Annotated in this window: 11 protein-coding genes; 5 read left to right on the forward strand and 6 right to left on the reverse strand. The window is 47.7% G+C overall.

Features of this window, described 5'->3' with window-relative positions; all coding sequences use genetic code 11:
- Positions 1 to 13: 13 nt before the first annotated feature.
- The gene (dgcA, locus tag DYD21_RS04470) at positions 14 to 988 is read right to left on the reverse strand and encodes an N-acetyl-D-Glu racemase DgcA (protein WP_116033112.1); all 975 of its coding nucleotides are present in this window, start codon (positions 986 to 988) and stop codon (positions 14 to 16) included.
- The gene (gene dgcN / locus DYD21_RS04475; RefSeq protein ID WP_116033116.1) at positions 988 to 1,989 is read right to left on the reverse strand and encodes an N-acetyltransferase DgcN; all 1,002 of its coding nucleotides are present in this window, start codon (positions 1,987 to 1,989) and stop codon (positions 988 to 990) included. The genes dgcA and dgcN overlap by 1 nt, the downstream gene beginning before the upstream one ends.
- A gap of 817 nt (positions 1,990 to 2,806) precedes the next feature.
- Between dgcN and DYD21_RS04480 the strand changes: the two genes are divergently transcribed.
- The 5 genes from DYD21_RS04480 (at position 2,807) to DYD21_RS04500 (ending at position 8,778) form a co-directional block, all read left to right on the forward strand.
- Entirely contained in the window at positions 2,807 to 4,378 is a 1,572-nt protein-coding gene (locus tag DYD21_RS04480; RefSeq protein WP_116033120.1) for a glycoside hydrolase family 30 protein, read from the forward strand.
- A 96-nt stretch (positions 4,379 to 4,474) separates the two neighbouring features.
- Positions 4,475 to 4,933, forward strand: a complete 459-nt coding sequence (locus DYD21_RS04485) for a hypothetical protein (protein ID WP_116033124.1) — start codon at positions 4,475 to 4,477, stop codon at positions 4,931 to 4,933.
- A 16-nt stretch (positions 4,934 to 4,949) separates the two neighbouring features.
- Complete coding sequence (locus tag DYD21_RS04490; protein WP_116033127.1) at positions 4,950 to 5,354, forward strand: hypothetical protein; 405 nt, start codon at positions 4,950 to 4,952, stop codon at positions 5,352 to 5,354.
- 5 nt (positions 5,355 to 5,359) lie between these two features.
- Entirely contained in the window at positions 5,360 to 5,590 is a 231-nt protein-coding gene (locus DYD21_RS04495) for a hypothetical protein (RefSeq protein ID WP_147303491.1), read from the forward strand.
- A gap of 368 nt (positions 5,591 to 5,958) precedes the next feature.
- Positions 5,959 to 8,778 carry a pitrilysin family protein gene (locus DYD21_RS04500; RefSeq protein WP_116033134.1) on the forward strand — a complete coding sequence of 940 codons (2,820 nt, stop codon included), beginning with the start codon at positions 5,959 to 5,961 and terminating at the stop codon, positions 8,776 to 8,778.
- A gap of 525 nt (positions 8,779 to 9,303) precedes the next feature.
- Here the strand turns inward: DYD21_RS04500 and DYD21_RS04505 are convergent.
- From DYD21_RS04505 to DYD21_RS04520, 4 genes are all read right to left on the reverse strand, one after another.
- Positions 9,304 to 10,107, reverse strand: a complete 804-nt coding sequence (locus DYD21_RS04505) for a class I SAM-dependent methyltransferase (RefSeq protein ID WP_116033139.1) — start codon at positions 10,105 to 10,107, stop codon at positions 9,304 to 9,306.
- Positions 10,108 to 10,252: 145 nt separating this feature from the next.
- Complete coding sequence (locus DYD21_RS04510) at positions 10,253 to 11,041, reverse strand: S-adenosyl-l-methionine hydroxide adenosyltransferase family protein (RefSeq protein WP_116033144.1); 789 nt, start codon at positions 11,039 to 11,041, stop codon at positions 10,253 to 10,255.
- A 3-nt stretch (positions 11,042 to 11,044) separates the two neighbouring features.
- Positions 11,045 to 12,160: a DNA polymerase III subunit beta gene (dnaN, locus tag DYD21_RS04515; RefSeq protein WP_116033148.1), complete on the reverse strand. Its 1,116-nt coding sequence runs from the start codon at positions 12,158 to 12,160 to the stop codon at positions 11,045 to 11,047.
- A gap of 182 nt (positions 12,161 to 12,342) precedes the next feature.
- A complete protein-coding gene (locus DYD21_RS04520) occupies positions 12,343 to 13,206 on the reverse strand; it encodes a formate/nitrite transporter family protein (RefSeq protein ID WP_116033153.1) in 864 nt (287 codons plus the stop codon).
- Positions 13,207 to 13,319 lie beyond the last annotated feature (113 nt).

Here is a 13,319-nt window from a genome sequence, read left to right on the forward strand (position 1 = left end):
CAAAGCAATACTTTTATCCCCAGAGTTCAGGCGAGAAGGGGTGAATTCCGTTCTCATCAAAATGAAGCGGGTGATCGCGGTCTTCAGCCAGCAGGAGCGGCCCGTCGAGATCCACGATTTCAACTCCTTGTGCAACAAGGAGCGCCGGCGCCATGGCAAGTGAACTCCCAACCATGCAGCCCACCATTATTGAATATCCTTCCTTTATGGCGGCATCACGCAGGGCGAGAGCTTCGGTCAGACCGCCCGTTTTATCAAGTTTGATGTTGACCATGTCGTAGCGGTCTTTTAGTGCCGGAAGACTTTGACGATCGTGGCACGATTCATCTGCACAAACCGGCAGAGGTCGTTCGATCTCTTCAAGAAGTGCGTCATCACTGGCGGGCAGCGGTTGTTCCACCATTTTTACCCCGAGACGGAGCAGGTGGGGTGCCAGCTCTTTGTAGACATCAGCAGTCCAGCCCTCATTTGCATCTACAATTATATCAGATTTTGGTGCGCCCTTTCTTACGGCTTCGAGGCGGGGCATATCATCCGGCGTTCCCAGTTTAATTTTTAACAGCGGGCGAAACGAATGTTTTTTGGCCGCCGCCTGCATTCGTTCGGGAGTGTCGAGCGATAGCGTGAAAGCGGTAATTTGCGGAATTGGTTTTTCAAGGCCGGCAAGCTGCCATACCCTTAAATTTTTGGATTTTGCTTCGAGGTCCCATAGAGCGCAATCAACCACATTCCGTGCAGCTCCGGCCGGCAACAGATCCTGGAGATCAGTGCGTGTAAACATTGACGGCAGAGATTGAATCTGTTCGGTAACGCTCTGCAGTGTTTCATCATAACGGGAATATGGAACGCACTCACCCCTCCCGATGATGCCATCTGCTGTGATTTCTGCGGTTAATACTTCGGCATGCGTTCTGGAACCGCGTGCAATGGTAAAAACTTCAGCGAGCGGAAAAGAATCTGTCCATACGTTAACCTGAAAGTTTGCCATTAAATCTCCTCAAGTGCATCTACAAGACGCCCGGCACCGTGGCGGTATGGATCAACAGTGGGAAGTCCCATCCGGGATTCAACTTCTGCCAGGTATTCATTCGCCTCCTCATCAGAAAGAGCGGCTGTGTTAATCGAGATGCCTGTAACTTTGCAGTTACCGTTCACAATTTTAGCCATCTCCAGTGAGAGGTCCCGCAGGGCTTCGAGTGAGGGAAGCTTGTAACCGGGAATTCCGCGCATATGCTCACGGGTCGGTTCATGACATAAAACGAGAGCGTCCGGCTGCCCCCCGTGAATAAGTGCGAGTGTTACCCCGGAAAAGGATACATGGAATAGTGAACCCTGTCCTTCAATAAGGTCCCAGTGATCGTCATCGTTGTCGGGCGTGAGCCATTCAATCGAACCGGCCATAAAATCGGCTGCAACTGCATCCAGCGGCACGCCTTCTCCGGTGATCAAAATTCCGGTTTGTCCGGTGGCACGGAAATCTACATTCATCTCGCGTTTTTTCATCTCTCGCTCCATCGCAAGTGCGGTATACATTTTCCCAACAGAGCAGTCAGTACCCACGGCGAGACACCGTTTTCCGCTTCGCTTTTCACCGGTGGCGATCGGGTATTCGTGCTGAGGCACGCGTACATCAATCAGCTGTCGGTTGAGTTTACCCGCTTTTTCTGCCAGAACCGGATCATTACGGAGCAGTTTATGCAGTCCGGACGCGAGATCAAATCCTTTATCAAGAGCTTCCAGCATGATCTCTTTCCATGATTCGGAGATCAAACCTCCGCGATTTGCCACCCCGATGATCATCGTTTCAGCTCCGGCCTCTTTCGCTTCATCCAGCGTCATATCGGGAAGGCCGAGATCGCCTTTACAGCCGGGTAGCCTCAGCTGGCCAATTGCATATTCGGGTCGCCAGTCACGGACGCCTTTGGCAACTTTTACAGCAAGCTGGTCGTGGGCATCCCCTAAAAAAAGTAAATATGGGGTTTTAATCATTTCGTGCAGAGTGTTTAAAGGTAACAGGTTAAGCCGCTAATGATAGGAATAAAACGATCAACTTCCCACTTCAAGGCCGATCTCATTGAGCTGATTTACCGAAAAACCTGACTTTGATTGTTGAATTTTAAAAACAAAAGTCCCCCTTAAAAAGAGGGTGTGAGGAAATACTTAATCAAAGATATCGGCCATTTATTTTTACCACGAAGACGCAAAGCCACGAGGGTACACGAAGTGTAACAAAATCAAATTACTAGCCTTCGTGATTCTTCGTGTCATCGTGACTTCGTGGCCAAATTGAAGGAGTTTTTTTAATGCTTGTTGATTTATTTTCTCACAGCCTCAAAAAAGGGGAATGAGGGGAATGAGGGGGATGTTCATCAGAGTATGGAAAAATTCGATGGACACCCCTCTAAATCTCCCCTTGTTAGGGGTTGTGAGTAAATTATTTTCCAAAGAAAATGCATGTAAATAAAAGAAGAGTTCTGCCATTTTCATAGCTCTCAGGCTTTCTGACCCACCCCCGTCCCCTCCCTATCGCGCCCTAACGGGACTTGATATGGAGGGGAGCTTCAATACAAGCTTCTACACCGTAAAAAAAATATTGCCAACGAAGTAGAGTGTAAATTCTCACAACCTCGTTAGGGGAGACTTAATACCTAATAAAGGACATTATTTAGGAATCGAAGTGAGGTGAAAAAGACTGATCGATCAGAACCGTCAAAATTTCGTTACGGGTTGATTCAATCTTTGTATACTAAAGATCTGAACTTCGAATAAAGCTGAATCAAAAGATTAATACTAAATATTCTCCCTCATGCACGGAAAAAAGAGATACATCCTGATTCTCCCATTTCTGCTGATTCTCTTAACTGTGAATTTTTACCCGGAATCCAATCATCAAAATTCGGATGTGAATACGGTTAGCATCACTATTGATCTCTCATCGGAACAGCAAACGATTCATGGATTTGGAGCCTCAGATGCGTGGAGCACCCAATTTGTAGGTAAAAACTGGCCGCTGGAAAAGAGAGAGCAGATTGCGGATTACCTGTTTAGCCGGGAAACTGACCGGGATGGAAATCCGGAGGGGATTGGCCTTTCGATCTGGAGATTTAACATCGGCGGAGGAAGTGCGGCCCAGGGTGAGGAGAGTAAAATCAGCGATGAATGGAGACGGGCGGAAGGATTTTTGCAGGATGATTTCAGCTACGATTGGTCACAGCAGTCGGGTCAGCAGTGGTTTTTGCAGGCAGCAAAAGAGCGCGGTACTGAAACATTTATCGGGTTTTCAAACAGCCCGCCGGTTCAGCTTACACGCAATGGGCGGGCCAACGGTGAAGGCGGAAGCTCCGCAAATCTTGCCGAAGAGTACTACAGTGATTACGCTGAATTTCTTGGAAATGTGGTTCAATATTTTGAAGAAGAAGGGATATCGTTTCACTCCATCAGCCCTATGAATGAGCCGCAATGGGACTGGGCTGAAGGAAATAACCAGGAAGGGAGCCGGTGGCAGAACCATGAAATTGCCGGAGTTGTACGTGCAATTGATAGCCATTTTACGGAGGAGGGAATCCAAACGAAAATTGAGATACCGGAAGCAGCGCAGATCAATTTTCTATATTCTGACGGCCCCGACGGGCGCGGGCACCAGCTCGATTATTTCTGGGGTGATGAGGAGACTCGAATCGACGATCTGACGAAATTATCTCCAACGGTAGCAGCCCATAGTTACTTTACCACATGGCCGGTATCCGACTTGATCCGCCATCGCAAAGCACTTCGTGATAATATAAATGCGATGGACAACCCGCCCGAACTCTGGATGAGCGAATATTGTATTCTGGAAGATAATGAAGAGGTGCAGGGTCCGGGAAGGGATACCGGGATGGATCCGGCGCTCTACATGGCCCGTGTGATGCATTATGAGCTGACCATCACAAACTCAGCAACATGGCAATGGTGGCTCGGCGTGAGTCCATACGATTACAACGACGGACTGGTTTACATTGATCACGACAAATATGATGGCCAGGTGTACGATTCGAAAAAATTGTGGGTGATGGGAAACTTCAGCCGGTTTATCCGTCCGGGTGCAGTTCGTCTGGATCTATCAACAGACGATGGACTTACCGAGGAGGAGCGCGCTGAACAGGTGATGGTTTCTGCCTACAAAAACATCGATGGAAGTATCGTTACTGTTGCGATAAATTATTCCGAAGAGGAAAGGGTCCTTCAGGTAAAGACCGAAAATGGCGACGGGCAACCTTTAGAACAGACGGTATATACCACTTCATCACGCCACAACCTGGAGATTACAAATTCCGGCGATTCCGATAGCCGTATACAACTTCCTGCCCGTTCTGTAGTAACACTTTTTATGGATTGAGTGATGCATTACAAGAAAAATTAATGGCATTAAATCTCTGATTTTTGCATAATCATTCAGAGAGAGGTTTAAATACCAATAAGAGACAAAAGATTTATGCAAGTTGAGATTACGACAGATCTAAAATTAAAAACGTTTTACCGCTCCGGCCTGATTCTACTGTTTTTCCTGATAACGATCCTTTTAAGTCTTCAAAACATAAATAGACCGATATTTGGATTTTACCTCCCTGATTTAGTTACAGGCCTTTTATCCGGGCTGGCAACGGGTGCATTCGTGGCGGGACTATTTTCACCGCGCTTTCCTGTAATCGTACTGGATGAAGACGGGATCTCAACAAAAAACAGTCTTTGGGATCAGTCCGCAAAATGGGATCGGCTGAGAAATCTGTCCCTCCATACCAATAAAATCGTGATAACCTACAACCAAACCGGCGCAAGCGATACGATTCGGATACCGTGGCTTCTGCAAAAGAAATTAGATGAAATCGATGAAGCGATATCCCACTTTAGCAGTCTGCACAATCTGCAGTATTACTCAAAACGGACTATATGATTGACGGAGAAAAACCATGCTGTCTGAAGAGGTATTAAAGCAATTTTTTGATGAGCACTTTAAGAAATCATCCGGGCTTTTTCTTTACAAAGATAAACAGTTGCTGAAACAGAAAGATTATTCGGGATTCGCAGAACATCAGCTGAAAAAATCACGCACTATTTTCAGGGGCGCAATGCTGGCCTCTGTAGGACTATTCACCTTCGGTTTACTCTATTTTTTCGCATACATGACGGCCCCTAAAGCCGATTCCTTCAATCTTTATATTTCATTCGCGTACATCATCGGGGCACTCACTTCATTAACTTTCTCTGTAAAAGAGCATTACAGCATCAAAACCTCAATGAATCTGCTTCTGATGATTCTTGATGCGGAGAAAGCCACTGAACCTGATGGTGTTCAGGTTTTGGAAAGTCAATGAGAAGTTTGTCGCCTAAATATCATCAAGAGAGCGAGTGCAATTACCTTCTTCTCCTTTTTGGGTGCCTGATCTATGCAGCTGTACTTCTGTTCTGGCTTTTTGGTTATGGCGATACAACATTTATGATATTTGGCGGGATTTCAGCGCTGATCACGATTTTAAACAGTTATGATTCAGGAGGAAAACCCCCAACAGGTACGGTAGTTGAGACTGGAATTGACTGCGAATCCATTTAGCCCGTCAAAATGACTCATTGAACAGTAGCTGCATTAATGAATCTGGTTTTGTTTCAAGCCTCAGCATCCAAGTCTCGAAGAGACGACAGAATGTAGCCCCACAGTTCACTGTGGGGCGGGTTGGCCGGCAACGAACCTCATCAGTGCCGGGACTCATTGGTTACCGGGTTTTCTGTTTTACTCCGAGGTATAGTATGGGCTACGGTCTTTGGTATCTGCAAGGATTATGTTTGTCAGCTTAGCCATTCTTTAATCAGACTTCTGGACTTTGTTAGGAATGGATTTGGCTGATTTTTTGCATCCTTTTTCATTCAATTTCGTGTACATTCTACCGTTATTCATCTATCCCTAAACCGATCTTCTTTTAAATGAAACGCACGTCTTTTTCTTTTTTGATTTTCTTTGCCGGTCTGATTTTATCTGCAGCCTGGAACCCATCCTATGGTCAAACTGATTTTTCTGTTGAGTATGAAAAATTTACGCTCGATAACGGCCTGGAGGTAATTTTCCACAAAGATGATTCAAATCCTGTCGTGGCAGTAGCGCTCACCATCCACGTGGGTTCGGCCCGGGAGCTGCCGGGACGAACCGGATTTGCTCACCTGTTTGAACATCTTCTCTTCCTTGAATCGGAAAACCTGGGGCGTGGCGGACTCGATCAAATGAGCAGCCGAATTGGCGGATCAGGGGCCAATGGTTCCACCAGCCGCGATCGCACCAACTACTTTCAAACCGTGCCGAAAGACGCCCTCGAAAAGATGATCTGGGCGGAAGCTGATAAAATGGGCTTCTTCATCAACACGGTAAGCAGCGAAGTTCTGGAGAAGGAGAAGCAGGTTGTGAAGAACGAAAAGCGTCAGGGTGTGGATAATGCGCCTTACGGTCATACGAACTTTGTGATCCATCAAAATCTCTACCCGGAAGGCCATCCGTACAGCTGGCAAGTGATCGGCTCGCTGGATGATCTGCAGGCCGCTACGCTGGATGATGTGCGCCAGTTTTACAACAACTGGTACGTGCCGAACAACGCAACTTTAGTAATTGCGGGCGATTTCGATTCGGACCAGGCCCGCGAGTGGATTCACAAGTACTTTGATGAAATTCCGCGGGGCGATGAGATCGAGGCGATGGATAAAAAGCCGGCCAATCTTTCCGAAACAAAGAAACTCTATCACGAAGATAACTACGCCCGCCTTCCTGAACTGCGCATGACGTGGCCGGGAGTGGAGCAGTATCACCCTGACAGCTACCCGCTTCAGATCCTGACCCAGCTCCTGGCCGATGGCAAAACGGCGCCGCTTTACCAGGTGCTCGTGGAAGAGGAAGAACTGACGTCCGGCATCAGCATGTTCAACTCAACCTCTGAACTCGCCGGTGAAATCGGGCTGCGGGTGAGAGCGTATCCAAATACCGATCTGAATGCCGTCTCCGAAGCAATTGGCAGTGCCTTTGAAAGGTTTGAAACCGACGGATTTTCTGATCGCGATCTTGAACGGGTGAAAGCGGGTATTGAAACGAGTTTTTATAACGGGCTGACCAGCGTGCTCGGCAAGGCCTTTCAGCTTGCGCAATACAACATTTTTGCCGGGGATCCGGGCTACATCAACCGCGATATTCAGCAGACACTCGACGTCACACGCAAGGATGTGCTGCGGGTGTACGAGCAGTACGTGAAAGGCAAGCATTATGTAGCTACCAGCTTTGTGCCACGAGGCCAGGCTGATCTCGCCCTGGAAGGCTCAGAGGAGGCCGAAGTGGTCGTCGAAGAGATCGTGGAGGGAGCCGAGGAGGAGATTATTGAACCGGGCGAACCCGACTTTGAACGCACCCCATCGAGCTTCGACCGAACGGCGGAGCCGCCTTACGGGGAAGCACCGCAAATCACCCCGCCAAATGTTTGGACCTCTGAACTCGGCAACGGTATGAGCCTGTATGGAATTGAGGATTTTGATCTTCCGCTGGTTCATTTTGATATTCGGATTCGGGGAGGATTGCTGGCTGAAGATCCCGAAAAAACAGGGGTTTCAAATCTTCTGGCCGGCGTGATGACCCGCGGCACAGAAAACCGCACGGCGGCTGAACTGGAGGAGGCGATCGATCTGCTTGGCGCAAGCATCAACGTGCGATCCGGGCAGCAGGAATTTGTGATCTCGGGAACAACGCTTTCGCGAAATTATGAGCAGACGATTGAGCTTGTGGAAGAGATTCTGATGGAGCCGCGCTGGGATGAGCGCGAATTTGAGCTGGCGCGCCAGAGTGTGCTCAGCCAGATCGCCCAGCAGAGCTCCAATCCAAACAGCATCGCCACAGCAGAATTCAATAAGCTGCTTTATGGCGAAGGGCACATTTTATCATTCAGTTCACTCGGTACTGAGGAAAGCGTTGAGGCGATTGCAATGGACGATTTGAAGGCATACTATAATGAGTATATCGCGCCGGAGCTCTCCACATTTCACGTTACAGGAGCGATCAGCCAAAACAATCTGGTCAGTTCGCTGGATGGAATTAACAGCCGGTGGGGAAATCGCGGAGCGGAAGTTGTCAATCCGGATATGCCGGAACCGGTGTCAGAATCCCGGGTCTATTTTTACGATGTGCCAAACGCTTCGCAGTCTGTTTTGCGAATCGGGTATCTCTCACTGGAAGAGACGGCTGACGATTACTACCCGGCAACCGTGATGAACTACATCCTGGGCGGCGTCGGGTTTGCATCCAGGCTCACGCAGCAGCTTCGTGAAGGACAGGGCTATACATATGGCATTCGCTCCGGTTTTAGCGGCTCTGATATTCAGGGGCCGTTTACCATCAACAGCGGCGTGCGAAGCAACGTTACGCTCGAAGCGACGGCGCTGATCCGGGATATTCTCGCCGACTATCCTGATACTTTCACCGATACAGATCTGGAAAACACAAAAAGTTTTCTATTGAAAAGCAATGCGCGCGCATTTGAAACGCCGGGTGCCAAACTTGGTATTCTGCGCACAATGAGCAGCTATGGCTGGAGCGCCGAATATATCCGGGAGCAGGAGCAGGTTGTGGAGGATATCACCATAGAAGAAATTCGAACCCTGGCCCGCCAGTATGCCGATCCCGACCGGATGATCTACCTGGTAGTTGGGGATGCGCGAACCCAGTTATCCCGGCTGGGCAATCTCGGTTTTGGTGATCCGGTTTTGCTGAATGATTGATTAATGAAGATCACTTGAGCGGGCAACCCCATTTAAAAGATGACAGTTGGATAAATCCCCACTCGAGAGGGGATAGAATTGAGAAAGCGCGCGAAGCGAGGCTTTCGAAAATCAGGGGTGTGTTCCCAAAAGCTTTGATCAAAACTTAACTCTCATTGTGGCTCCTGGCCATTCCAACACACCCCTCGGTTTGAAAATCTGCGTTCCGCAGTTTTCAATTCCATTTTCGCTTGCGCGGGTAAAAAGAGGAACCCTCTCAAAAAGGGGATTTCCTTCAAGGAATAAATCTGTCATCAGCAGCTGCTAATTTCGCCTAAAAGCAGAGCAACACCATTTTTGAGGCAACAGTACAAAAGTCCCCTCTTGAGAGGGGATTTAGGGGTGTGTTCGTGATGGCAAAACACTTCGATTGAAGCCTGTAAAAAGCACATTTTACAATCTATCACCGTTAGGCTGTCCAAAAAGGTTGTCAGCTTCCCCATCACTTATTAGACAACCTCTTATCATTCAAGAATTGAACCCGGCTCAAATTGCCTTTAGTTTGGTAAAACAGACAATTCCTTTGTTGAATTGATCTTCAACTTTGAACCCTGCCCGTTCAAAAAGTGCGTTGCTCTCTTCAATCGTCCAGAATTGTAGTCCTCCAAATCCGGCCGGTCCCTGTAGCAGTTTGCCGGCAATTGAGCCTGCTTTCAGGAGGTGCATCATAAAAAACAAACCGTCTTTTTTGATAACGCGCCGGCATTCATACAGAACTTTCAGCTCATCGGTGAGTTCATTGAGGGTGCCGCCCATCATCAGTCCGTCAAACGTGCCGGCAAAAAACGGCATCTCGCGGGCATCGGCACGAATCAGATAAAGGTCAACGGATTCTTTCGCTGCTTTTTTTCGCGCTTCCGATAGCATCGGCCGGGAGAAATCAATGGCTGCGACTGAGGAATCCGCACTGATTTTTTTTACCGTTCGGGCATAAAGTGCTGTTGAACAGCCCACATCGAGATACAAACCGCCCGGTTTAGGTTCCAGCCAGTCGGTCAGAAGCTCTTTCTCTTTTTCGATAGGAAATGATTCGCCGGTAAGAATAGAGATCGACTGATTCCTCCAAAGATCTTCATAAACAGATGCGGTGATCCCGAAATGATTGCTTTGCTGGGCCAGGGAGTAGGAGTGTTTTTTTGTAAACAGATCGGCAATGTTGCTTTTAATCACGTACTCCTTTCCATTACCTGATGTGAGCGTTCCGGAGTAAGGTTCCGACAGTTTTGAGGCGGCTTCCGGAAGAAGAATGGAGTGCTGGTCGCTGTCGGGTGCACGTAATTTAAGGTCCATAAGGCATTTTGAGTCTAAGGGTTAGGCCATGTTACGGCACAACACCGGCGGAGTTACAGGGGTTCTTTTTTCGGAAAGGAAGATTAGAAAAAGAAACGAAAAAATCGCTTATGAAAGATAGAAACCGCCATTCGCTCTGTGTGCCTTACTTCTGAATCACAATCGATATTTGTGCTCCTTTTTCCACGCCCAGCATCTCGTGCGCATCACCTTTGTTGATAGCGATCTCCAGCATGCCCGCGCTTCCGATGTAGGCAGCCGGTTCGCCTTCGGTTACCTCTCCAAATGTATTCACCAGCCGGTCAAGTATGGTATTTCCCACGTAGATTTTGATATTGGGATCCTCACCGGCTTCTTCAATCATCTCTTTTGGAATATTACTGATCAGGTTGCCGAATCGGTCGATATGCACAATCCATCCCTGGATACCATCTTTATCTGATATGGGTACGGCCCAGCGGTAGGTTTCCAGGCTCTCCAGCGGCTTCCCCAGTTCATGGATATCTGTTCCGTTTGCAAGATGAGCGGCTACCGGCGCAAAAATATCGCGCCCGTGAAAAGTATTTGACGGGTTTGGCCGCCAGAATTTCGAATTTGTCAGTTCCACCGTGTGATGCTCATATTGATCGGCAATCAACGAGAAGATGCCGTTATCGGGTCCTACAAAAATCTGGTCCTTAATCTGCATGGCAATCGGTTTCCTCTGCGTGCCCACACCGGGATCTACAACTACCAGATGTATGCTATTTGGAGGAAACAGCATAGCCGAATTTCGCACAACCCATGCTCCGGCCATAATATCCTGCGGGGGAATTTCGTGAGAAATGTCGATCATCCTCACCCCGGGCGCGATTGAAAGAATCACTGCTTTTAACACTCCGACATAGTGATCCTGAACTCCGAAATCAGTTGTAAGAGTGATCAGTGGCAACATCAATCAGGCATAGCTGTTCAGCATCACGGGCATTACAAGCATCAGCATTTCTTCCCCTTCCGATTCATCCGCAGGTTTTACAATTCCCGCACGATTAGGAGTTGAAAATTCAAATGTGGCTTCATTACCATCTACATTGCTCAGAATGTCGGCGAGATATTTGGCATTAAACCCGATCTCCATCTCTCCCGCATCGTATTCACAGCTGATGGTCTCCTTTGCCTCGCTGCTCATATCAATATCTTCTGCGCGGATTGTGATTTTATCACTGGAAAGCTGCAGACGAATCTGGCGTGTTGTAGTGCTTGAAAAAACCGCTACACGTTTCACAGTGGAGAGCATCTGGTCTTTTTCAATACGGAGAATTTTGTCGTTATCCCGTGGAATTACTGATTCGTAATTTGGGTACTGCTCATTAATCAGCCGGGTGATGATGATGGTGTTGCCGCTCTTAAACTGAACGTGATCATCGGAGATAGTCAGGTCGCAGTCGGCACCGTCGAGTGCTTTCGATACAAGGTTGAGTGCTTTTTCGGGTACGATAAAACTGAGAGGGGTGTCGGAGCTGAGGTTTGAGTTGACAAACCGTACAAGACGATGTCCGTCGGTTGCTACGAACTTGCTGCCAGATGTGCCGATATCGAAATAAACACCCATCATGGCCGGACGCAAATCATCCGTGGATACCGCAAACATTGTGCGCTGGATTGCGTTAACGATCAGATCGGTATCGGTATTCAGATGAACTCCCTCATTCATATTTGGAATCTCGGGGTACTCATCAAAATCTTCACCAACCAGCTTATATTTCCCCTTATCAGTGCTAAAGGTTACGTTATGATTCTCATCAACGGTAAAGAAAACCGGGATGTTGGGAAGCTGGCGAAGCGTCTCCTGCAGACGTTTGGCAGGAATGGCAACGGCACCCTCTTCTTCGATATCCGCTTCGATGTACTCAACAATTGAAATCTCGAGGTCGGTGGCCGTTAATTTGAGCCGCCCGTCTTCGCATTCAAATAAAATCGTTTCGAGAATTGGCAGGGTTGCCTTTGAAGGAACCGCTCCGATGACGGCTGAAAGCCCTGCGTTAAGGTCACTGCTGGATACATTAAATTTCATAGCCCGGGATCAAAAAGTTGATAAATAACGGTCGTGTTTGATCAAAAAATACACCTTTTATAAGACAAGGTATACTAATAAATCTTACCTCCTACCGCAACAAGTATTGAAACCAAAATTTAAATTCTGATCAGCTTATTCTATCGGTTAAAAATAATTCCTGAGCTGACAAACAGAGCCACTCAATCGAAACGTGTCTCCCGGATAAATACAAAATAGTAGATAATGGCAATCATCACTCCGCCGCCGATAATATTGCCGATGGATACGAAAAACAGGTTGCTGGATATAGACCAGAATGTGATTTCCGACGGAAGTTCCAGGTCTATATCATCCACTTCGGTAATCAGCGCAAAAAAGAACTGGAACATGTTCCCCGTGCTATGCTGAAAATTTAGTGCAGGAACAGCGGCAACAGGAACGAGAAGAGCAATAAATTTATCTGTTACCGTGCGTCCGGCCATTGCGATCCACAGCCCGGCACAAATCAGAAGGTTCCCGAAGATCCCGATCACCATCGTCTCCAGAGGTCCAAACGATAATTTTCGGGCAGATATGGTTTTGGCGGTTTCTATAAATGCATTATCGAGCTGGTTGGCAAGGCCCGAAAAGTAGAATAGTGTTACAATAAACATTGCACCGAACAAGTTTGCCAGCAGAACCAGGCTCCAGTTTTTTGATATCTCGAGCAGGGACAGTTTTCCGGAAGCCCAGCCCATGGCCGACAAATTGTTGGTTGTAAAAATTTCTGCGCCCGATATAAATGCCATAATATATCCCACAGCGTAAAAGAAAGGGGCTATAATCAATGCCGTGCCGACATCAATTTCGGGATGAGCCATGATAAAAAGTTCATACAGGGCCCCGATTGATATAAACGCACCTCCCATCAAGCCGAGAGTTAAAGTTTTATAGATGGGGTAGCGCGTTTTTTTTACACCAACATCCATCACATGACGCGCAACCATATCCGGCCGGTACGCTTCCATATCAATCGGACCGGTCTTGCTCTTACCGGATGTTTTATTCGCGTTTGTTTCGCTCATTACTGCTCAGGATAATTAAATAGTTTCGCGTAAATGCCATTAAAGGGAATTCAAACTTCAAGCGTTCATCAAAGTAGATTCCTTTGCACGTTCAGCGTGAAAGCGATAGGTAT

Source organism: Rhodohalobacter sp. SW132, from assembly GCF_003390325.1.
Lineage (GTDB): Bacteria > Bacteroidota > Rhodothermia > Balneolales > Balneolaceae > SW132.

Excerpts from the sequence above, each read along its gene's own strand:
- DYD21_RS04510 (WP_116033144.1), bottom strand. The coding sequence starts at position 11,041 with ATGTTGCCACTGATCACTCTTACAACTGATTTCGGAGTTCAGGATCAC.
- dnaN (WP_116033148.1), bottom strand. The coding sequence starts at position 12,160 with ATGAAATTTAATGTATCCAGCAGTGACCTTAACGCAGGGCTTTCAGCC.
- dgcN (WP_116033116.1), bottom strand. The coding sequence starts at position 1,989 with ATGATTAAAACCCCATATTTACTTTTTTTAGGGGATGCCCACGACCAG.
- DYD21_RS04500 (WP_116033134.1), top strand. The coding sequence starts at position 5,959 with ATGAAACGCACGTCTTTTTCTTTTTTGATTTTCTTTGCCGGTCTGATT.
- DYD21_RS04520 (WP_116033153.1), bottom strand. The coding sequence starts at position 13,206 with ATGAGCGAAACAAACGCGAATAAAACATCCGGTAAGAGCAAGACCGGT.
- DYD21_RS04490 (WP_116033127.1), top strand. The coding sequence starts at position 4,950 with ATGCTGTCTGAAGAGGTATTAAAGCAATTTTTTGATGAGCACTTTAAG.
- dgcA (WP_116033112.1), bottom strand. The coding sequence starts at position 988 with ATGGCAAACTTTCAGGTTAACGTATGGACAGATTCTTTTCCGCTCGCT.
- DYD21_RS04505 (WP_116033139.1), bottom strand. The coding sequence starts at position 10,107 with ATGGACCTTAAATTACGTGCACCCGACAGCGACCAGCACTCCATTCTT.
- DYD21_RS04485 (WP_116033124.1), top strand. The coding sequence starts at position 4,475 with ATGCAAGTTGAGATTACGACAGATCTAAAATTAAAAACGTTTTACCGC.
- DYD21_RS04480 (WP_116033120.1), top strand. The coding sequence starts at position 2,807 with ATGCACGGAAAAAAGAGATACATCCTGATTCTCCCATTTCTGCTGATT.